We start from the raw sequence: 18,855 nt of genomic DNA on the forward strand, positions 1-18,855 counted from the left end.
GTCGTGACGACCGGGCCCCTTCAGGGTTCCCGTGACCTGCGATGGTGCACCGATCGCGGGTCGGCGGAGGCTGACGCGAGGTCAGGCCTTCTTGGTCTCCCAGAAGATCTTGTCGATCTGGGCGATGTAGTCCAGAGCCTTCTGGCCGGTCGCCGGGTCGGTCGACGCCTTGGCGGCCGAGAGGGCCTTGAGGGCGTCGTTGACCAGCTGGTGCAGCTCCGGGTACTTCTCGAAGTGCGGGGGCTTGAAGTAGTCGCTCCAGAGCACGGAAACGTGGTGCTTCGCGAGCTCGGCGCGCTGCTCCTTGATGACCGTGGCACGAGCCTGGAAGTGCGGATCGTCGTTGGCGGCCATCTTCTCCTGCACGGCCTTCACCGACTCCGCCTCGATGCGGGCCTGGGCCGGGTCGTACACACCGCAGGGCAGGTCGCAGTGTGCGCTGACCTTGACCTTGGGGGCAAACAGGCGGGAAAGCATGGAGCATTCCTTCCTCGTGATCGTCTTCTCAGGTGCGACATTACTCCCTGGGAGAGGCGAATTCGCGAGTGCCCCCATGGGCTTAGGACAAAAGTCCGGGGTCAGACTGAGACTGGTGGACGAACGTACCGGGGAGGTGCCGGGGATGCCGGAGCTGTCGCAGGAGACCGAGCGGGGGAGGTCGTTGCTGCCCTTTCTCGGGGTGGCCGAGGTGACCGGGCCGTCGATGGTGCCCACGCTCCAGCACGGGGACCAACTCGTCGTGCACTGGGGGGCCAGGGTCGGGATCGGCGACATCGTGGTCCTCAGGCATCCGTTCCAGCAGGACCTGCTCGTGGTCAAGCGGGCCGTGGAACGCCGCGAGGGCGGCTGGTGGGTGCTCGGCGACAACGCCTTCGCGGGCGGCGACAGCACGGACTACGGCGTCGTACCGGAGGACCTCGTCCTGGGGAAGGCCAGGCTCCGGTACCGGCCGCCGGGGCCCGGTCAGCGCTCGCCGCTGGCCGCCGTGCGCTGGGCGGTGTCCGCGCTGCGCCCGGTCTTCGCCGACCGGTCGGCCTCCAGGCGTTTGCGGGCCCGGTAGGCGGCCACGTTGGCGCGGGTGGCGCAGCGGTCGGAGCAGTAGCGCCGGGAGCGGTTGGTGGAGGTGTCGAGGTAGGCGTTGCGGCAGGGGGCCGCCTCGCACAGGCCGAGCCGGTCCACGCCGTACTCGGTGAGATGGAAGGCGAGACCCATCGCGGCGATGGCCGCGTAGCCCGCCGTCACGTTGGAGGGGTGGTCCGCCAGGTGCATGTGCCACAGCGGGCGGCCGTCGTCGTCCCGGAAGTCGTGCCCGGAGATCTGCGGGCTCACCGGGAACTCCAGGAGCAGTGAGTTCAGCAGGTTCACCGCCAGGGTCTCGTCGCCCTGGTCCGCCGCCTCGAAGACCGCCCGCAGCCGCGCCCGGACCGAGCGGAAGCGGGTCACGTCGGCGTCCGTGGCCCGCCGGCCCGCCTCCTGGCCGGCACCGAACAGATCGCGGACCGCCTCGACGGAGGTCAGGGAGTCCTTGCCGCGGGCCGGGTCCTCGCTGTTGACCAGACGTACGGCGTAGTCCGAGTAATAGGCCAGTTCCACTTGTAGTCCTTACGGAGGCGTTCTATCGTCGCGGTGCGGTCGGGTAACAGCTGATCGTGCTTCCAGGGTATTACGGCAGTGACGGGACAGGGGGCTTTGATGGCGACCGGTGTCGGAACCGACTGGCAGGCCTGGCAGGAGAGCTGGGACCGGCAGCAGGAGTGGTACATGCCGGACCGCGAGGAGCGGTTCCGGGTCATGCTCGACATGGTCGAGGCCCTGGTCGGGCCCGAGCCCCGCGTCCTCGACCTCGCGTGCGGCACCGGCAGCATCACCGCCCGGCTGCTCGCCCGCTTCCCCGACGCGACCAGCACCGGCGTCGACCTCGACCCCGCCCTGCTCGCCATCGCGCGCGGCACCTTCGAGGGCGACGGCCGGGTCACCCTCGTCGAGGCCGACCTGACGGACCAGCACTGGCCCGCGCGGCTGCCGCACCAGTCGTACGACGCGGTCCTCACCGCCACCGCCCTCCACTGGCTGCGCCGCGACCCACTCGCCGCACTCTACGGGCGGATCGCCCAACTCGTCCGCCCGGGAGGCGTGTTCATGAACGCCGACCACATGAGCGACGACAGCACCCCCCGGATCAACGCGGCGGAGCGGGCCCACCGGCACGCGCTCATGGAACGGGCCCGGCGCGAGGGCGCCCTCGACTGGGCGGACTGGTGGCGACTCGCCGCCGCCGACCCGGCCCTCGCCGGCCCCACCGCCCGCCGCTTCGAGATCTACGGCGAACACGCGGAGGGCGACACCCCGTCGGCCGAGTGGCACGCGCGCGTGCTGCGCGAGTCCGGCTTCGACGAGGTCCGCCCGGTGTGGTCGTCGCCTTCGGACACGCTGCTGCTGGCGCTGAAGTAGGCCGGGAGCGCGGCAGGACCGGCCGTGTCGCCGTACGCCAGTCACCCCGCCCTGCGCGAACGCACGACGGGGTGACAGGGGCCGGAGAATCCGGTGGAAGGTCAGAGGACCTTGGAGAGGAAGGACTTGGTCCGGTCGTGCTGGGGGTTCGTCAGGACCTCGCGCGGGTGGCCGGCCTCGACCACCACGCCGTCGTCCATGAAGACCAGTGAATCGCCGACCTCGCGGGCGAAGCCCATCTCGTGGGTGACGACGATCATCGTCATGCCGTCCTCCGCGAGATCCCGCATCACGTCCAGGACCTCGCCGACCAGCTCGGGGTCGAGGGCCGAGGTCGGCTCGTCGAAGAGCATCAGCTTGGGCTCCATCGCCAAAGCCCGGGCGATGGCGACGCGCTGCTGCTGGCCGCCGGAGAGCTGGGCCGGATAGTGGCCCTTCCGGTCGCCCAGGCCCACCCGGCTCAGAAGCCGCGTCGCCCGCTCGCGGGCGACGGCCTTGGACTCGCCCTTGACCTGGACGGGCGCCTCCATGACGTTCTCCAGCGCCGTCATATGAGGAAAGAGGTTGAAGCGCTGGAACACCATGCCGATGTCCCGCCGCTGCGTGGCCACTTCCTTTTCCTTGAGCTCGTAGAGCTTGTCCCCGCTCTGCCGGTAACCGACCAGGCTGCCGTCGACGTACAGCCGGCCGGCGCTGATCTTCTCCAGGTGGTTGATGCACCGCAGGAAGGTGGACTTGCCCGAGCCGGACGGTCCGATCAGGCAGAACACCTCTCGCGGGTTCACCTCCAGGTCGATGCCCTTGAGGATGTGCGCGGTCCCGAAGGACTTGTGCACCCCCTCGGCCCTGACCATCGGGTGTCCGCTCGCGGGCTGGGCGACGTCCTTGCTGATACCGCTCATCGGGCCACCTCCGGGCGGCGGAAGGAACCGAACTGACGGAGGTTCTTCCTCAGGCGCTGCAACGGGGTCGGCGGCAGGCTGCGTGAGGATCCGCGGGCGTAGCGGCGCTCCAGGTAGTACTGGCCGATGCTGAAGACGCTGGTCAGCATCAGGTACCAGATCGAGGCCACGAAGTACATCTCGACGACCGCGAGCGAGGTGCTGGAGATGTCCTGGGCCCGCTTGATGAGTTCGTTGAACTGCACCACGTAGGCCAGGGACGACGTCTTGAGCATGTTGATGTACTCGTTGCCCGTCGGCGGCACGATCACCCGCATCGCCTGCGGGAGGATCACCCGCCGCAGCGTCTTGCCCTGGGTCATGCCCAGGGCGTGCGAGGCCTCCGTCTGGCCCTCGTCGACCGACTGGATGCCGGCCCGGACGATCTCCGACATGTAGGCGGCCTCGTTCAGGCCGAGACCCAGCAGAGCCGCCAGGAACGGCGTCATCACCTGGTTCATCTCGTCCTTGTAGAAGCCCAGGTTGAGGACCGGGAACACGAGGGCGATGTTGTACCAGATGAGCAGCTGGACCAGGACGGGAGTGCCGCGGAAGAACCAGACGTAGAACCAGGCCACCGTGCTGGTGACCGGGTTCGACGACATCCGCATGACCGCGAGGATCACACCCAGGACCAGTCCGAGCACCATGGCGAGCACGGAGATGTACAGCGTGTGCCAGGCGCCGGAGAGGATCGTCCCGTCCGTGATGTAGTCCGGGATGATGCCGTAGTTGATGTCCGCGTTGGAGAACGCGATGCCGATCAGCACGAGGATCGCGATGACCACGGCGCCGGCGACCCAGCGGCCGTAGTGGCGCACCGGGATCGCCTTGATCTGCTCCGGCGGCACCGACGGCGTCGGTACCTTGTCGACGATGTCAGTCACTGTGACTGCCCTTCAGTATTGCTTCAGGCAGGGTCAGGAGCCGCCGTTGACCTTGGCCTCGGTCACCGCACCGTCCGTGACGTTCCACTTCTCCAGGATCTTCTTGTACTCGCCGTTCTCGATGATGGCGTTCAGAGCGGCCTGGAGGGCGTCCCGCAGCTGGGTGCTCTCCTTGCTGACACCGATTCCGTACGGCCCCGCCTCGATCTGCTCGCCGACGACCTCGAAGTCCTTGCCGCCACCCGAGGTCTTCGCGTTGTACGCGGCGACCGGGAAGTCGTTGAGGTCGGCGACGGACGCCCCCTGCTTCAGGCGGAGCAGCGCCTCGGGGTCGGTGTCGAAGGTCTGCAGCTTGATCGCCTTCTTGCCGTCCTTCGTACACTTCTTGCTCTGGTCCTTGGCGATGCCCTCGGACGTGGTGCCCACCTGCAGGGCGACCACCTGGCCGCACAGGTCGTCCAGGGACTTGATCCCCTTGGGGTTGCCCTTCTGGACCAGGATCGAGGTGCCGGCGGTGAAGTAGTCGACGAAGTCGATGCCGTTGCCGACCTTCTTGCCGGTGTCCGAGTCGATGCCGTTCTGGCGGTCCTTCGTGTCGTTCATCGCGGACATGATCACGTTGAACCGCTTCGCCTGAAGACCGACGATGAGCTGCGCGAACTTGCCGTTCTGGAACTCGAACTTCACACCGAGCTGCTTGCCGAGCGCCTCGGCGATGTCCGGGTCGATACCGACGGCCTTGCCGCCCTCCATGTACTCGACCGGCGGGTAGGCGATGTCGGAGCCCACCTTGATGACGCCGGCCTTGCGTACGTCCGCGGGGAGCTTGGCGGCGAGGGGCGCGGACGACGTGGACGACTCCGTGCTGTCGCCGCCCTTGTCCGTCTGGTCGCCGCAGCCGGTGAGAATCAGGGCGCCTGCGACCGCGATCGCACCTACCGCGGCTGTCCTGGTGCGCGCGGTGGTCGTACGACGGGTGGAGCTTGCGGTCATTTTGGGTTCCTCCGGCGGATGGGTGGAGTTGCCGATGGGCGGGGCGGCTGCCGATGGGTTCGGCGAACTGCCTTCATTCCTCAGGTCGACGAGAGCACACGCCTTCGAGTGTCGCGACCTCGTGTGATTACGGCATCTTGCCATTCGGACTGGACCATTCTGGGGGCCGGTCATGTCAAAATCGGATAACGGGTGACCCCCGAACCGCACCATGTCCGTACATGGTGACCGGACCATCTGCGGGAATCTGGCATTCCGGCCGGAAGATCTCCGGCGCGGTTCGCGGTGCGGGTGACCCTCCCCGGGCGGCCCGCGGCCGTCCGAGTGACTCCGATGATCGATGATCGATTTGTGTCGCGGCATGTGACCTTGGACGTATTGGACTCGTCCTCGACGCCGGTCGTCCGGTAAGAAGGTTCTTTACACCCCTCATCCGGGGCTCAGGGCGCGTGTGCGGCGCGCCCGTCGCGTACCGGCCCGTACGCATCAGTGACCAGGGCCGTACGCGGTGCCCGCCCACTTCTCAACCAGGAGTGGCCACCCTCAAACCATGAAGACCTAAGGGGTAAGACAAAGTGGCAGCGGAGATCGTCAATCCTCGCAGCGACAGCGATACGGGCCAGGACGGAGGGGCGGAGCCCCTCGATTCCTTCGACCCCGCGTTCGCGCTGCACCGCGGCGGCAAGATGGCCGTGCAGGCCACCGTGCCGGTCCGTGACAAGGACGACCTGTCCCTCGCGTACACGCCCGGCGTGGCGAAGGTGTGCAGCGCCATCGCCGAGCAGCCGGATCTCGTCCACGACTACACGTGGAAGTCGTCGGTCGTCGCCGTCGTCACCGACGGTACGGCCGTGCTGGGGCTCGGTGACATCGGGCCCGAGGCCTCCCTCCCGGTGATGGAGGGCAAGGCGATCCTGTTCAAGCAGTTCGGCGGGGTGGACGCGGTTCCGCTCGCGCTGGCCTGCACCGACGTCGACGAGATCATCGAGACCGTGGTCCGGCTCGCTCCGTCCTTCGGCGGCGTGAACCTCGAGGACATCTCGGCTCCTCGGTGCTTCGAGATCGAGCGGCGGCTCCAGGAGCGGCTCGACATTCCCGTCTTCCATGACGACCAGCACGGCACGGCCGTCGTGACGCTGGCCGCGCTGCGGAACGCCGCGCGGCTGAGCGGGCGGGCCATCGGGGATCTTCGTGCGGTGATCTCCGGGGCGGGTGCGGCGGGTGTCGCCATCGCGAAGATGCTCGTCGAGGCGGGTATCGGGGATGTCGCCGTCGCCGACCGGCGTGGTGTCGTGTCCGCTGACCGGGACGACCTCACGTCCGTCAAGCGGGAGCTGGCCGGGTTCACGAACAAGGCCGGGCTGACGGGGTCGCTGGAGGACGCGCTGGCCGGTGCCGACGTGTTCATCGGGGTGTCGGGCGGGACGGTGCCGGAGTCCGCGGTCGCCTCCATGGCGGAGGGGGCCTTCGTGTTCGCGATGGCCAACCCGGACCCCGAGGTGCACCCGGATGTCGCGCACAAGTACGCGGCCGTGGTCGCCACCGGGCGGTCCGACTTCCCGAACCAGATCAACAACGTGCTGGCGTTTCCGGGGATCTTCGCGGGGGCGCTCCAGGTGCGGGCCTCGCGGATCACGGAGGGCATGAAGATCGCGGCGGCGGAGGCGTTGGCCTCCGTGGTCGGTGACGATCTGGCGGCGGACTACGTGATTCCGTCGCCGTTCGACGAGCGGGTTGCTCCGGCGGTCACCGCGGCGGTCGCTGCGGCGGCTCGGGCGGAGGGGGTCGCTCGCCGCTGAGTTTGTTGTGGCGTGGGGTGGCCCTGTCCGGGGGTTTTCTTCGGGCGGGGCCATTTTTTTGCCTGGGGGTTGGGCTGATCGGGTGGCGGGGCCGGTTGTTCGTCCACGGCGTGGGTGGGGGCGGGCGTTGTTGCGCAGTTCCCCGCGCCCCTGAGGGGCCTGCGGCGGCCCGTTGCGCTCCGGTGGGGGCGGGCGCGGGCGTCTGACGGCCCCGTCGTGGCGGGCGTGACTGCAACCCACCCAGGGGCGCGAGGAACTGCGCGACAAGCCACAACGGACCCGCAGCCGCCCGACAACAGGACCCGGCACCCCGGTAGGCGCCCGGCCCAAGCCCAGCGCAGCGGGGGCGCGGGGAACTGCGCGACCAGCCACGATGGACCCGCAGCCGCCCGACAACCTGACCCGGCACCTCATAGGCGCCCCAAACCGCAAGAGGGCAAGTGTCACAACGCGCCCCGGTTCCCCGCGTCGCCGACGGACCCTATCGTCAAGGTCATGTTCGCTGTCTACGCCGCCCGAATCGACCGCGACGACCCGCTCTCCGGACTGGAGTTGGGGGAGCGACCGGCTCCCGAGGTCCGGACCGGATGGAGTGTCGTCGATGTCAAGGCCGCTTCCCTCAATCACCATGACCTGTGGTCCCTGCGTGGCGTAGGCCTCGCAGAGGACAAGTTGCCGATGATCCTCGGCTGTGACGCCGCCGGTGTCGACGAGGACGGCAACGAAGTCGTCCTGCACTCCGTCATCGGACAGAGCGGACACGGCGTCGGCCCCAAGGAACCGCGGTCCATCCTCACGGAGCGCTACCAGGGGACGTTCGCGGAGCGTGTCGCCGTGCCGACCTGGAACGTGCTGCCGAAGCCGAAGGAACTGTCCTTCGAGGAGGCCGCCTGTCTGCCCACGGCCTGGCTGACGGCGTACCGGATGCTGTTCACGAACGCGGGCGTACGACCCGGTGACTCCGTGCTGGTGCAGGGCGCCGGCGGTGGTGTCGCCACGGCGGCCATCGTGCTCGGGAAGGCCGCGGGGCTGCGGGTCTTCGCCACCAGCCGGGACGAGGCCAAGCGGAAGCGCGCGCTGGAGCTCGGTGCCGTGGAGGCGGTGGAGTCCGGGGCACGGCTGCCGCAGCGGGTGGACGCCGTCATCGAGACCGTGGGCGCCGCCACCTGGTCGCACTCCGTGAAGTCGCTCAAGCCCGGCGGCACCCTGGTCATCTCGGGTGCCACCAGCGGCGACCGCCCCTCGCACGCTGAGCTGACCCGGATCTTCTTCCTGGAGCTCAAGGTCGTGGGGTCGACCATGGGGACCAAGGACGAGCTGGAGGATCTGCTCGCCTTCTGCGCCGCCACCGGGGTGCGTCCCGTCATCGACGAGGTGCTGCCGATGGACCGTGCCCGTGAGGGCTTCGAACGGGTCGCCTCCGGCGAGCAGTTCGGGAAGGTCGTGCTCACCAACGGTTGATCCTTTCTCGCTCGTGACCGTGGCCGGTTCCTTCGGGGGCCGGCCGTCGGCGTTGTCAACCATTGTTGACAGATGGGTCCTGTCAACGTAAGTTGACGTCATGACCGAAGCAACGGATCTCGCCGAACGCGCGGGCGATCGTGATCCCCGGGTCGGCCTGCGTGCCGTCGCCGCGCTCCGCAGGCTGCTGGAGCAACTGGAGTCGGTACAGGTGCGCAGTGCGCGCAATCAGGGCTGGTCGTGGCAGGAGATCGCCGCCGAACTCGGTGTGAGCAGGCAGGCCGTGCACAAGAAGTACGGGAGGCATTGATGTTCGAGCGGTTCACGAAGGATGCCCGGGCGGTGGTCGTGGGCGCGGTCGAGCACGCCGAGGCGGTGGGAGCGGGGTCCGTGGACGCCGAGCATCTGCTGCTCGCCCTGCTGGACCGGGAGGCCGGCAGGGCCTCCTTCGCCCTCGGCGCCCTTGGGCTCGCGGAGCGCGGGGACGCCGTACGGCAGGCGCTCGGGGAGGCTCGGCGGCGGGCCGGGCTGTCCCAGGCGGACGCCGAGGCGCTGGCCGGGCTCGGCATCGACGTCTCGGAGATCGTCGCCCGCGTGGAAGAAGCGCACGGAGCCGGCGCCATGGCGGACGACCGCGGCGGGCAAAGGCGACGGCCCGGACGGCGGCGCCCCTTCGGCAAGGGGGCCAAGGAGACGCTGGAGAAGGCCCTGCGCATCGCCGTGGCCCGGCGGGACCGGCACATCGGCGACGAGCACATCCTGCTGGCGCTGACGGTCAGGCCGGGGGTGTCCGGTGAGGTTCTCGCCGATCACGGGGTGACCCATGAGTCGGTGACGCGCGTCCTGTACGGCGGGGGCACGGCGAAGGCCGGCTGAAGGGGGCCACCCGCTCCGGCGGCACGCCCCCACCGGCAGCGCCGGAGCCGTCGTACCGCCGGAGTGCGGGCGGCTCACGCCTTCGGTGTCCGCAGCAGTGCTCCTATGTGCGCCGCCGCCGTCGACAGGTGGCGGCGGGCGTCGCGGAGCTGGTCGGCCGTGATGCCGTGGTCGCGGGCCGCGTCGCGGATGTCGTCGCGGAAGCGGTCCAGCAGGCGGTCCAGGTCGCGGGCCGGGCTTCCGGTGGAGTCCTCGTGGGCCCAGGACGGTTCGTGCTCGGCGGGGAAGTCCTCGGGGGTGTGGGAGTACTCCGGGCCGGGTGCCGCGCCCTCGGTCTTCTCGAACCTCTCGGCCTTCTCCGACCTCGCGCCACCCCGGCCGAAGCCGAAGTCCTTCCCGAACTCCTTGCCGTAATCCTTCCCGAACTCGCCGAACTCCTTGGCCAGTTCGGTCAGCCCCTCGCGGACCCCCGTCGGCCAGTCACCGCGCGCGAAGTGGTCCTGCACCTGCTCCTGCACGCGGCGGGCGATGCGCTGCACCTCCTCCTGGGCCTGCTCCCTCGCCCGGTCCTGGGCCTCCTTGGCCTGGCGGCGGGCCCGCTGGGCCTCCTCACGGGCGCGGCGGCTCTCGTCCTTGGCGCGCCGGGCCTGTTCCTTCCACTCCTGCTTGACGCGGCGCATCTCCTCCTTGGCGGCGCGCCACGACTCCTTGTCGGCGTAGTCCGTGAAGTCCCCGAACGGGCCTTCGTGTTCAGCGCCGGAACCCTTGGAGGTGCTGCCGGTGCCCCGGCGGGCCTCGGAGGCGGCCGCCCGCATCTCGCGCCGCAGATCGCCCGCCGCGCCGCGCACATCGGCCCGGATCTCGGCGGCGAGCTCGGCGACGGACTCGCGGATCTCCAGCTCCAGATCGGCCAGTTCGCCACTGCGGTCGGCCAGCTCGGCGCGGCCCGCGTCCGTGATGGCGTACACCTTGCGGCCGCCCTCGGTGGTGTGGGTGACCAGGCCCTCGGCCTCCAGCTTGGCGAGGCGGGGGTAGACGGTGCCCGCCGAGGGGGCGTAGAGCCCCTGGAAACGCTCCTCCAGGAGCCGGATCACCTCGTAGCCGTGACGCGGGGCCTCGTCCAGCAGCTTCAGCAGGTAGAGGCGGAGGCGGCCGTGGGCGAAGACGGGGGGCATGTCAGAGCACCTTCTTGTCGGTCGTGCCGTCGGCCGGGGCGCGGGTGGGGTCGGCGGAGGGGGCGTCGTCCTGGCCGGAAGGAGGATTGTCTCCCGAGGTGCCCCGCTCGCCGTCCACCGGGCCGGTGTCGCCCGCCTTCTCGAAGGGATCCGTCTCCCACGGCTCCTCCTCGTCCTCCCGGGGTGGGCGGCGCAGCAGGGCGATGGAGCCGGAGACGGTGGTCGCCCGGAGCTTTCCGGTGCCGGCGCCCAGCCGGCCGGTGACCTTGTGGGCGCCCCACTGGCCGTGCACCCGCAGGCCCTCGAAGGCGTTGGAGATCGTGCCGCTCGCGGTGTTGGCCTCCACCTCGGCGTCGGCCGGCTGGGGCAGCCGGATGGCGATCTCGCCCGAGACGCTGGTCAGCCGGACGTCGGTGGGGCCCTCCGGGTCGAGGTCCACGATCATCGAGCCGCTGACGGAGTCCGCCCGCACGGAGGGGCCGGAGCCCTCCACGACGGTGAGGTCCCCGGAGACCGAGTTGAAGCGCAGGTCGCCGGTGACGGCCTGGGCCTCCAGATTCCCGGAGACGGTGTCGGCGCGGACGGGGCCGGAGAGGCCGACCAGGGTGGTGTCGCCGTTGACCCCCTTGACCACCGACGGGCCACGTACGCCCGACACCACGGCCCCGGCGCTGACCACGCCCACCTCGACGCGGGTCGCGGCCGGCACCGCCAGCGAGACGACCGCGCTGCGCCGCCAGCCCTTGCGGTCGAGCCACTTGAGGAAGCCCTTCCAGGGCAGGTCCTCATAGGCGACCGTGAGGGTGCCGCCCTCCTGGGTGACGATCAGGGGTGGCCCCTCGATCTCGGAGACCTCCAGGCGGGCGGAACCTTCGTCCGTGCCCACCACGTTCACCGTTCCGTTGACGATGCGTACGTGGAGTTCGCGGACGGGCTCGTCGAAGGTGAGCTTCCTGGGCTCCGTGACGGACCACTCGGACATGGTGCAGACCTCCCCGTAGCAACGCGCCATATCGCGTCTCCTGCAATTCACGATATATCGTGGGCATGGAAAGTCAAGACACTCTTTCCGGTGACCGCGCGACCCGACGGCACACAAAAAGCGGGGCGCCCCAAGGGGGCACCCCGTGCAGAGACGGACGTACGGACTACTCGTCGTCCTCGTCGTCCAGGCGGGCCAGCCAGGTCGCCAACCGCTCCACCGGGACCTCGAAGTCGGGATTGAGGTCGACGAACGTGCGGAGCTGCTCGGCGAGCCACTCGAAGGTGACCTCCTCCTCGCCGCGCCGCTTCTCCAGTTCCTCGATGCCACGGTCAGTGAAGTACATGCCGTCAAGGATAAGTGCGCGAAAACGGCCGGGCCGCACCCCTCGGGAGAGGAGTGCGGCCCGGCTGGGCACAGCGGTTACGCCTCGAACACCTCACGCACCAGCTGCTCCTGCTCGGCCTGGTGCCGCTTCGCGGAACCCACCGCCGGGGACGAGCTGTGCGGGCGCGAGATGCGCCGCAGGCGCTCGCCGTGCGGGACATCCGCGCCGACCGCGAGGTCCAGGTGGTCGATCAGGTTGAGGGCGATGAAGGGCCACGCGCCCTGGTTCGCCGGCTCCTCCTGGGCCCACAGGTACTTCTCGGCGTTCGGGTACTTGGCGATCTCCGCCTGGAGCTCGGCACCCGGGAGCGGGTACAGGCGCTCGATGCGGATGATCGCCGTGTCCGTGATGCCGCGCTTCTGACGCTCGGCCTCCAGGTCGTAGTACAGCTTGCCCGCCACGAAGACGACCTTGCGGACCGCGGCGGCGTCCACCGTCTCGTCGCCGATGACCGGGCGGAACTGACCCGAGGTGAACTCCTCCGTCTTCGACGCGGCGGCCTTCAGGCGCAGCATCGACTTCGGGGTGAAGACCACCAGCGGCTTGTGGTGCGGGTTGTGCACCTGCCACCGCAGGAGGTGGAAGTAGTTCGACGGCAGGGTCGGCATCGCGACCGTCATGTTGTTCTGGGCGCAGAGCTGGAGGAAGCGCTCCACGCGCGCGGAGGAGTGGTCCGGGCCCTGACCCTCGTAGCCGTGGGGGAGGAGGAGCGTGACACCGCTCGTCTGGCCCCACTTCTGCTCGGCCGCCGAGATGTACTCGTCGACGATCGTCTGCGCGCCGTTGACGAAGTCGCCGAACTGCGCCTCCCACAGCACGAGCGCGTCGGGGCGGGCCAGCGAGTAGCCGTACTCGAAGCCCATGACCGCGTACTCGGAGAGCAGGGAGTTGTAGACGTTGTAGCGGGCCTGCTCCTCGGCGAGGTACTGGAGCGGGGTGTACTCCTCGCCCGTCTCCCGGTCGATCAGGACTGCGTGCCGCTGGCCGAAGGTGCCGCGCTGGGAGTCCTGGCCCGACAGGCGGACCGGGGTGCCTTCCAGGAGCAGCGAGCCGACGGCGAGCGTCTCGCCCATGCCCCAGTCGATCGTGCCGTCCTCGACCATCGCCGCGCGGCGCTGCAGCTGCGGCAGCAGACGCGGGTGGACGTGGAAGGTGTCGGGGATGTTGACCTGGGACTCGGCGATCCGCTTGACGGTCTCCGAGGAGATCGCGGTGCTCACGGCGACCGGGAACTCGGCCCGCGGGTCGGAGACGGGACCGGCGGCCGGCTGGGCCGTGACGGCCTCGCGGACCTCGGTGAAGACCTTCTCCAGCTGGCCCTGGTAGTCCTGGAGCGCCTGCTCGGCCTCTTCCAGGGTGATGTCGCCGCGACCGATGAGGGACTCGGTGTACAGCTTGCGCACCGAGCGCTTCTTGTCGATCAGGTCGTACATCAGCGGCTGGGTGAAGGCCGGGTTGTCCGACTCGTTGTGACCGCGGCGGCGGTAGCAGATGAGGTCGATCACGACGTCCTTGTTGAACGCCTGGCGGAACTCGAAGGCCAGGCGGGCAACGCGGACGACGGCCTCGGGGTCGTCGCCGTTCACGTGGAAGATCGGCGCCTCGATCATGCGGGCCACGTCGGTGGCGTACATCGAGGAACGCGACGACTCGGGAGCCGCCGTGAAGCCGACCTGGTTGTTGATGACGATGTGGACCGTGCCGCCGGTGCGGTAGCCCCGCAGCTGCGACATGTTCAGGGTCTCGGCCACCACGCCCTGGCCCGCGAAGGCCGCGTCACCGTGCAGGGCGACCGGCAGGACGGTGAAGTCCGTGCCGCCCTTGTTGATGATGTCCTGCTTGGCGCGGACGATGCCCTCGATGACCGGGTCGACCGTCTCCAGGTGGGAGGGGTTCGCGGCCAGCGAGACCTTGATCTGCTCGCCGTCCAGGCCGGTGAAGGTGCCCTCGGCGCCCAGGTGGTACTTGACGTCGCCGGAGCCGTGCATCGACTTCGGGTCGAGGTTGCCCTCGAACTCGCGGAAGATCTGCGCGTACGACTTGCCGACGATGTTCGCCAGGACGTTCAGGCGGCCGCGGTGGGCCATGCCGATGACGACCTCGTCCAGGCGGGACTCGGCGGCCGAGTCCAGCACCGCGTCCAGCAGCGGGATGACGGACTCGCCGCCCTCCAGGGAGAAGCGCTTCTGGCCGACGTACTTCGTCTGCAGGAAGGTCTCGAAGGCCTCGGCGGCGTTCAGCCGGCGCAGGATGCGCAGCTGCTCCTCGCGCTCCGGCTTGGTGTGCGGGCGCTCGATGCGGTCCTGGATCCACTTGCGCTGCTTGGGGTCCTGGATGTGCATGAACTCGATGCCGGTGGTGCGGCAGTACGAGTCGCGCAGCACGCCGAGGATGTCGCGCAGCTTCATCAGGGACTTGCCGGAGAAGCCGCCGACGGCGAACTCGCGCTCCAGGTCCCACAGGGTGAGGCCGTGCTCGGTGATGTCCAGATCGGGGTGCTTGCGCTGGCGGTACTCCAGCGGGTCGGTGTCGGCCATGACGTGGCCGCGGACCCGGTAGGAGTGGATCAGCTCGAAGACACGCGCGGCCTTGGTGACGTCGTCGTCGTGCGAGGCGTCGATGTCCTTGAGCCAGCGGACCGGCTCGTAGGGGATGCGCAGGGCCTCGAAGATCTCGTCGAAGAAGCCGTTCTCGCCGAGCAGGAGGTTCGCGACGATCCGCAGGAACTCGCCGGAGGCGGCGCCCTGGATGACCCGGTGGTCGTAGGTCGACGTCAGCGTCATGACCTTGGAGATGCCGAGCTTGTTCAGGGTGTCCTGGGAGGTGCCCTGGAACTCCGCCGGGTAGTCCATGGAGCCGACGCCCATGATGACCGACTGGCCGGGCATCAGACGCGGGACCGAGTGGACGGTGCCGAGGCCGCCCGGGTTCGTCAGGGAGACCGTGACGCCCGAGAAGTCGTCCATCGTCAGCTTGCCGTCGCGGGCGCGGCGGACGATGTCCTCGTAGGCCTGCCAGAACTCGAAGAAGTTCAGCGTCTCGGCCTTCTTGATGCCCGCGACGACCAGCTGGCGGTCGCCGTTGGGCTTCACCAGGTCGATGGCGAGGCCGAAGTTGACGTGCGGCGGCTTGACGAGGGTGGGCTTCCCGTCCTTCTCCGCGTAGTGCCAGTTCATCGACGGCATGGCCTTGATGGCCTGCACCATCGCGTAGCCGATCAGGTGCGTGAAGGAGATCTTCCCGCCCCGGGCGCGCTTGAGGTGGTTGTTGATGACGATGCGGTTGTCGAAGAGCAGCTTCACCGGGACCGCGCGCACGGACGTGGCCGTGGGCAGCTCCAGGGAGGCGTTCATGTTCTTCGCGACCGCTGCGGCGGGGCCGCGCAGCGTGATCAGCTCCGGGCCCTCCGGGGAGGCGGCGGCCGGCTTCGCTGCGGCGGGCTTCGCGGCAGCGGCGGCCGGCTTGGCGGCGGGAGCGGCCTGGGCCGGGGCGGGCGCGGCGGCCTTGGCGGGAGCCGGAGCGGCCGCGGGCTTCGCGGCTGCGGGAGCCGGCGCCGGAGCGGCCTGGGCGGCCGGTGCGGGCACCTGGGCCGGGGCGGCGGCCGGAGCCGGGGAGGTGGTCTCTGCGGCCCCCGCGGCCGCAGTACCCGCCGGAGCCGAGGCGGCGGGCGCCCCCGGCTTGTAGTCGGCGAAGAAGTCCCACCAGGCTCGGTCTACCGAATTCGGGTCCTGGAGGTACTGCTGATAGATCTCGTCGACGAGCCACTCGTTCGGGCCGAACGCGGCAGCGGGGTTCTTGCCCGCTTGGTCTGCGTCGGTCGAGATGCTCGAGTTACTGGGGGACTGTGGCGACACGGCGGCAACCGCCCTCTTCCGCTTCACAAGGTGATGGACAGCGGGAATAAAGGCTACGCCTCCAAGACCCCGAAGGTCAGGCCGGGCCCGTCCATCGTCGTGTAAGTCACATCAAAGACCGGGTTTCGGGGGTGGAAATGGCGGGAAACAAGCGGGGTTCCGTTGCGTGAGGACGCGTCCGGGAAGCGCCGAGCGGGGCTCTGCGCGACGACCGCGCGGCCCTCTGCCTGATCACACGTGTCCGTCGGTGCGGAACAGAGATGGATCTTGTGGCTCCGCTTCGAACTTTACGTCAACTTGGCAGAGATGGAAGTCCCGGAAGGGTGACAAGGATCCGGCAGCCCCGCTCGGATTCGGCCACGCCGATCCGGCCGCCGTGCAGATCCACCGCCCAGCGGGCGATCGCGAGCCCGAGCCCGGTGCCGCCGTCGCTGCCCGGACCGTGCGGCCGCGGGACCTGGCCGCGGTTGAACCGCTCGAAGACCCGGTGCCACTCGGAGCGCGGAATGCCGGGGCCCTCGTCGAGAACCTCCAGCTCAAGGGATTCCGGCAGGGCCCCGCGCCGCGCCTTGACGGTCACCCGGCCGTGCGGCGGGCTGTGCTTGACGGCGTTGTCGATCAGGTTGGCGACGACCTGGTGGATGCGCTCCGGATCGGCGTGCGTGGTCAGCTCCGGCGGCGACACGTCCAGGTGCAGATGCACGTCGTTGCGCGTGTGGCTGCCGGATCCGGAGGCGATGCCCGCGCGCGCGGTGGCGACCATGTTGGCCTCCTTCAGCACGCCGGAGAGATACGGCCACACCTCGAAACGGCGCTTCTTCAGCGGTACGACGCCGTTGTCCAGGCGGGACAGGTCCAGCAGGGTCTCCACCAGCCTGCCCAGCCGCTCGGTCTGCTTCAGGGCCGTGCGCATGGTCTCGGGATCGGCCTGGGTGACCCCGTCGACGATGTTCTCCAGCACCGCGCGCAGGCCCGCGATGGGGGTGCGCAGCTCATGGGAGACATTTGCCACAAGTTCCTTGCGCTGGCGTTCCTGGGCCTCCAGGTCGTCCGCCATGCGGTTGATGGTCTGGGCCAGATCGCCCAGTTCGTCGCGGCGGTTCTCGCGGACCCGGCGGGTGTAGTCGCCGTGCGAGATGGACCGGGCGACCGCGTTCATGTCGTCCAGCGGCGCGGTGAGCGAATGCGCCACGAACTGCGTGATGAGCAGTGTGGCGATCATCGAGAAGACCGTGATGAAACGCAGCTCGGTGGCCGTGCGCATCGCGATCATCATCAGCCCGGTGGTGATGAGGACCGCGATGACGACCAGGGCGCCCAGCTTGGTCTTGATCGAGAACGGGCTTACGCCGCCCCACGGCTCCTTGGGGTTTCTCCGGCCGGCCGGACCCTCGCTCATGGCGTCGGCGTCTCCAGGGCGTAGCCCACGCCGTGCACCGTGCGGATCCGCTCGGCGCCGATCTTCCGGCGCAGTGCCTTGATGTGGCTGTCGACCGTGCGGGTGCCGGAGGCGTCCGCCCAGTCCCACACCTCGGCGAGCAGCTGCTCACGGGAGAGCACCGCGCGCGGGGTGTTCGCCAGGCACACCAGGAGGTCGAACTCGGTCGGGGTCAGGTGGACGTCCTCGCTGCGCACCCGGACCCGGCGCTGCGCGTGGTCGATCTCCAGCTCGCCGAGTCGCAGGATGCCGCTTCTGGGGGTCGCGGCGGCCAGCGCGGCCCGCTCGACCCGCCGCAGCAGGACGTGCACGCGTGCGGCCAGCTCACGCATGGAGAAGGGCTTGGTCATGTAGTCGTCGGCGCCCACGCCGAGTCCGACCAGCATGTCGGTCTCGTCGTCACGGGCTGTCAGCATGAGCACCGGCACCGGCCGGGCGGCCTGCACACGCCGGCAGACCTCCAGACCGTCGAAGCCGGGCAGCATGATGTCGAGGATCAGCAGATCGGGCTGCCAGGCCTCGGCCGTGTCGACCGCCGACGGACCGTCGACCGCCGTTTGCACGAGGAATCCCTCGGCGCGCAGGCGGGTCGCGATGGCGTCGACGATCGTCGGATCGTCCTCGACGACCAGGACCCGACGCTGAGCGCCCGGGGTAGTCGTCGTGCCGTTCTGGGAGGTGTGTGTCTGCTCCATCGCCCGCCCCTGGGGAGTGCTTTCCGGAACCATGTGGGGTGATTCCTTGTCTGCGCATGACTGCGATTGACGCTTGAATGATCGGCGTAGGGAAGCAGAGTACGGGGAGTCATCACCCCTTTGCTATCCAGGTCGGACGGCGAGATGTACGACGTCGGGTACGCCCCGGGCAACGGGGATCTCCTCGGTACGTACCTGTTGGAACCCGGCATTTGCTAGGGATCCCTCAAATTCCGCTGAGGGCTGGGCGGACCACACGGCCAGTACCCCGCCCGGCTTCAACACCCTTGCGCAGCTTGTGAGTCCGGTATGCGCGTAGAGCCCGTGGTTGCCGTCCGTGACCGTCCAGTCGGGGCCGTTGTCGATGTCGAGGCACAGCGCGTCAAAAGTGGCGCATGTCTCATTGACGAATCCGACTAGATCCGTTTCCAGAATGTTCGTCCGGGGATCGGCCAGCGCCGCCGCGGAGAGTGCCGAGAGCGGCCCGGAGCGGTGCCAGTCGATGATGGCGGGCTCCCGCTCCACGACCGTGATCCGGCCCCAGCGCGGATTCGCGGCCGCGTGTGCGAGCGAGAACCCGACGCCGAGACCGCCGATCAGGACGTGCGGGTCCGGGCGGTCGTCGAGCGCGCCGAGCGCCGCGTCGACGAGCAGCCGCTCCGAGCGCCCGTCGGAGGTGTCCATCAGGAAGCAGCCGTTGGCGATGATCTGGAGCAACTCGCCGTGGCGCCGCAGGACGACCTCCCCGTGGGGGCCCTCGCGACGGTCCAGGACTTCGGGGATGTCGTACGAGGTGGGCATCGGCCCATCCTGGCAGGGGGGCCGGTGGGTGCCGACTGAATTACGGGTTCTTGAGAAGTCACTGTGAATGAGGCCCGGGGTGGCGCCGGTCACAGACAGCGGGTGGGCCGGGAG

At 69.4% G+C, this 18,855-nt stretch carries 18 protein-coding genes; 6 read left to right on the plus strand and 12 right to left on the minus strand.

Annotation, left to right across the window (positions count from 1 at the left end):
* Window positions 1-81: 81 nt before the first annotated feature.
* Window positions 82-477, minus strand: a complete 396-nt coding sequence (gene sodN, locus ACFULQ_RS31440; RefSeq protein ID WP_020123534.1) for a superoxide dismutase, Ni — start codon at window positions 475-477, stop codon at window positions 82-84.
* Between the two features lie 145 nt (window positions 478-622).
* Between sodN and sodX the strand changes: the two genes are divergently transcribed.
* Complete coding sequence (sodX, locus tag ACFULQ_RS31445) at window positions 623-1,060, plus strand: nickel-type superoxide dismutase maturation protease (protein ID WP_383550554.1); 438 nt, start codon at window positions 623-625, stop codon at window positions 1,058-1,060.
* Here the strand turns inward: sodX and ACFULQ_RS31450 are convergent.
* Window positions 964-1,593 carry a CGNR zinc finger domain-containing protein gene (locus tag ACFULQ_RS31450; RefSeq protein ID WP_383550472.1) on the minus strand — a complete coding sequence of 210 codons (630 nt, stop codon included), beginning with the start codon at window positions 1,591-1,593 and terminating at the stop codon, window positions 964-966. The two genes, sodX and ACFULQ_RS31450, sit on opposite strands and share 97 nt — an antisense overlap.
* 99 nt (window positions 1,594-1,692) lie before the next feature.
* On the opposite strand from ACFULQ_RS31450, the gene ACFULQ_RS31455 reads away from it, so the two are divergent.
* The gene (locus ACFULQ_RS31455; RefSeq protein WP_383550474.1) at window positions 1,693-2,451 is read left to right on the plus strand and encodes a methyltransferase domain-containing protein; all 759 of its coding nucleotides are present in this window, start codon (window positions 1,693-1,695) and stop codon (window positions 2,449-2,451) included.
* A gap of 101 nt (window positions 2,452-2,552) precedes the next feature.
* On the opposite strand, the gene ACFULQ_RS31460 is transcribed toward ACFULQ_RS31455, so the two are convergent.
* Genes ACFULQ_RS31460 through ACFULQ_RS31470 form a run of 3 tightly spaced genes read right to left on the minus strand, consistent with a single transcriptional unit; the run spans window position 2,553 to window position 5,272 of the window.
* Entirely contained in the window at window positions 2,553-3,353 is an 801-nt protein-coding gene (locus tag ACFULQ_RS31460; RefSeq protein ID WP_383550476.1) for an amino acid ABC transporter ATP-binding protein, read from the minus strand.
* Window positions 3,350-4,279, minus strand: coding sequence for an amino acid ABC transporter permease (locus ACFULQ_RS31465; protein ID WP_383550478.1), 930 nt, complete (start codon window positions 4,277-4,279; stop codon window positions 3,350-3,352). The genes ACFULQ_RS31460 and ACFULQ_RS31465 overlap by 4 nt, the downstream gene beginning before the upstream one ends.
* Window positions 4,280-4,312: 33 nt before the next feature.
* Window positions 4,313-5,272, minus strand: coding sequence for an ABC transporter substrate-binding protein (locus ACFULQ_RS31470; protein ID WP_383550480.1), 960 nt, complete (start codon window positions 5,270-5,272; stop codon window positions 4,313-4,315).
* Between the two features lie 575 nt (window positions 5,273-5,847).
* Between ACFULQ_RS31470 and ACFULQ_RS31475 the strand changes: the two genes are divergently transcribed.
* From ACFULQ_RS31475 to ACFULQ_RS31490, 4 genes are all read left to right on the plus strand, one after another.
* Window positions 5,848-7,071 (plus strand): NADP-dependent malic enzyme, encoded by a 1,224-nt coding sequence (locus ACFULQ_RS31475; protein ID WP_383550482.1) that lies wholly within the window; start codon window positions 5,848-5,850, stop codon window positions 7,069-7,071.
* Between the two features lie 495 nt (window positions 7,072-7,566).
* On the plus strand, window positions 7,567-8,532 hold the full coding sequence (locus tag ACFULQ_RS31480; RefSeq protein ID WP_383550483.1) for a zinc-binding dehydrogenase: 966 nt from the start codon (window positions 7,567-7,569) through the stop codon (window positions 8,530-8,532).
* Window positions 8,533-8,632: 100 nt separating this feature from the next.
* Complete coding sequence (locus ACFULQ_RS31485; RefSeq protein WP_007384656.1) at window positions 8,633-8,842, plus strand: helix-turn-helix domain-containing protein; 210 nt, start codon at window positions 8,633-8,635, stop codon at window positions 8,840-8,842.
* Window positions 8,842-9,408, plus strand: coding sequence for a Clp protease N-terminal domain-containing protein (locus ACFULQ_RS31490; protein ID WP_383550485.1), 567 nt, complete (start codon window positions 8,842-8,844; stop codon window positions 9,406-9,408). Before ACFULQ_RS31485 ends, ACFULQ_RS31490 begins: the two co-directional genes overlap by 1 nt.
* Before the next feature lie 74 nt (window positions 9,409-9,482).
* On the opposite strand, the gene ACFULQ_RS31495 is transcribed toward ACFULQ_RS31490, so the two are convergent.
* The 7 genes from ACFULQ_RS31495 to ACFULQ_RS31525 all read right to left on the minus strand — a co-directional run bounded on the left by ACFULQ_RS31495 (window position 9,483) and on the right by ACFULQ_RS31525 (window position 18,741).
* Window positions 9,483-10,583, minus strand: coding sequence for a helix-turn-helix transcriptional regulator (locus tag ACFULQ_RS31495; RefSeq protein ID WP_383550487.1), 1,101 nt, complete (start codon window positions 10,581-10,583; stop codon window positions 9,483-9,485).
* 1 nt (window position 10,584) lies between these two features.
* Entirely contained in the window at window positions 10,585-11,565 is a 981-nt protein-coding gene (locus ACFULQ_RS31500; protein ID WP_383550489.1) for a DUF4097 domain-containing protein, read from the minus strand.
* A 166-nt stretch (window positions 11,566-11,731) separates the two neighbouring features.
* The gene (locus ACFULQ_RS31505) at window positions 11,732-11,911 is read right to left on the minus strand and encodes a DUF6104 family protein (RefSeq protein WP_003992906.1); all 180 of its coding nucleotides are present in this window, start codon (window positions 11,909-11,911) and stop codon (window positions 11,732-11,734) included.
* A gap of 77 nt (window positions 11,912-11,988) precedes the next feature.
* Window positions 11,989-15,807 carry a multifunctional oxoglutarate decarboxylase/oxoglutarate dehydrogenase thiamine pyrophosphate-binding subunit/dihydrolipoyllysine-residue succinyltransferase subunit gene (locus ACFULQ_RS31510; RefSeq protein ID WP_383550491.1) on the minus strand — a complete coding sequence of 1,273 codons (3,819 nt, stop codon included), beginning with the start codon at window positions 15,805-15,807 and terminating at the stop codon, window positions 11,989-11,991.
* A gap of 292 nt (window positions 15,808-16,099) precedes the next feature.
* Window positions 16,100-17,206 (minus strand): ATP-binding protein, encoded by a 1,107-nt coding sequence (locus ACFULQ_RS31515; protein ID WP_383550493.1) that lies wholly within the window; start codon window positions 17,204-17,206, stop codon window positions 16,100-16,102.
* Window positions 17,203-17,940 (minus strand): response regulator transcription factor, encoded by a 738-nt coding sequence (locus tag ACFULQ_RS31520; RefSeq protein ID WP_383550495.1) that lies wholly within the window; start codon window positions 17,938-17,940, stop codon window positions 17,203-17,205. Before ACFULQ_RS31520 ends, ACFULQ_RS31515 begins: the two co-directional genes overlap by 4 nt.
* A 123-nt stretch (window positions 17,941-18,063) precedes the next feature.
* Window positions 18,064-18,741, minus strand: a complete 678-nt coding sequence (locus ACFULQ_RS31525) for a spermidine synthase (protein ID WP_383550497.1) — start codon at window positions 18,739-18,741, stop codon at window positions 18,064-18,066.
* Window positions 18,742-18,855: the final 114 nt, after the last annotated feature.

The organism is Streptomyces sp. NPDC057253 (genome assembly GCF_042669125.1).
Classification (GTDB): domain Bacteria; phylum Actinomycetota; class Actinomycetes; order Streptomycetales; family Streptomycetaceae; genus Streptomyces.

What these genes read in the sequence shown, in the direction of transcription:
- ACFULQ_RS31490 (WP_383550485.1), top strand. Translation starts at nt 8,842, where the DNA reads ATGTTCGAGCGGTTCACGAAGGATGCCCGGGCGGTGGTCGTGGGCGCG.
- ACFULQ_RS31485 (WP_007384656.1), top strand. Translation starts at nt 8,633, where the DNA reads ATGACCGAAGCAACGGATCTCGCCGAACGCGCGGGCGATCGTGATCCC.
- ACFULQ_RS31525 (WP_383550497.1), bottom strand. Translation starts at nt 18,741, where the DNA reads ATGCCCACCTCGTACGACATCCCCGAAGTCCTGGACCGTCGCGAGGGC.
- ACFULQ_RS31470 (WP_383550480.1), bottom strand. Translation starts at nt 5,272, where the DNA reads ATGACCGCAAGCTCCACCCGTCGTACGACCACCGCGCGCACCAGGACA.
- ACFULQ_RS31505 (WP_003992906.1), bottom strand. Translation starts at nt 11,911, where the DNA reads ATGTACTTCACTGACCGTGGCATCGAGGAACTGGAGAAGCGGCGCGGC.
- ACFULQ_RS31500 (WP_383550489.1), bottom strand. Translation starts at nt 11,565, where the DNA reads ATGTCCGAGTGGTCCGTCACGGAGCCCAGGAAGCTCACCTTCGACGAG.
- sodN (WP_020123534.1), bottom strand. Translation starts at nt 477, where the DNA reads ATGCTTTCCCGCCTGTTTGCCCCCAAGGTCAAGGTCAGCGCACACTGC.
- ACFULQ_RS31515 (WP_383550493.1), bottom strand. Translation starts at nt 17,206, where the DNA reads ATGAGCGAGGGTCCGGCCGGCCGGAGAAACCCCAAGGAGCCGTGGGGC.
- ACFULQ_RS31460 (WP_383550476.1), bottom strand. Translation starts at nt 3,353, where the DNA reads ATGAGCGGTATCAGCAAGGACGTCGCCCAGCCCGCGAGCGGACACCCG.
- ACFULQ_RS31495 (WP_383550487.1), bottom strand. Translation starts at nt 10,583, where the DNA reads ATGCCCCCCGTCTTCGCCCACGGCCGCCTCCGCCTCTACCTGCTGAAG.
- ACFULQ_RS31480 (WP_383550483.1), top strand. Translation starts at nt 7,567, where the DNA reads ATGTTCGCTGTCTACGCCGCCCGAATCGACCGCGACGACCCGCTCTCC.
- sodX (WP_383550554.1), top strand. Translation starts at nt 623, where the DNA reads ATGCCGGAGCTGTCGCAGGAGACCGAGCGGGGGAGGTCGTTGCTGCCC.
- ACFULQ_RS31455 (WP_383550474.1), top strand. Translation starts at nt 1,693, where the DNA reads ATGGCGACCGGTGTCGGAACCGACTGGCAGGCCTGGCAGGAGAGCTGG.
- ACFULQ_RS31520 (WP_383550495.1), bottom strand. Translation starts at nt 17,940, where the DNA reads ATGGAGCAGACACACACCTCCCAGAACGGCACGACGACTACCCCGGGC.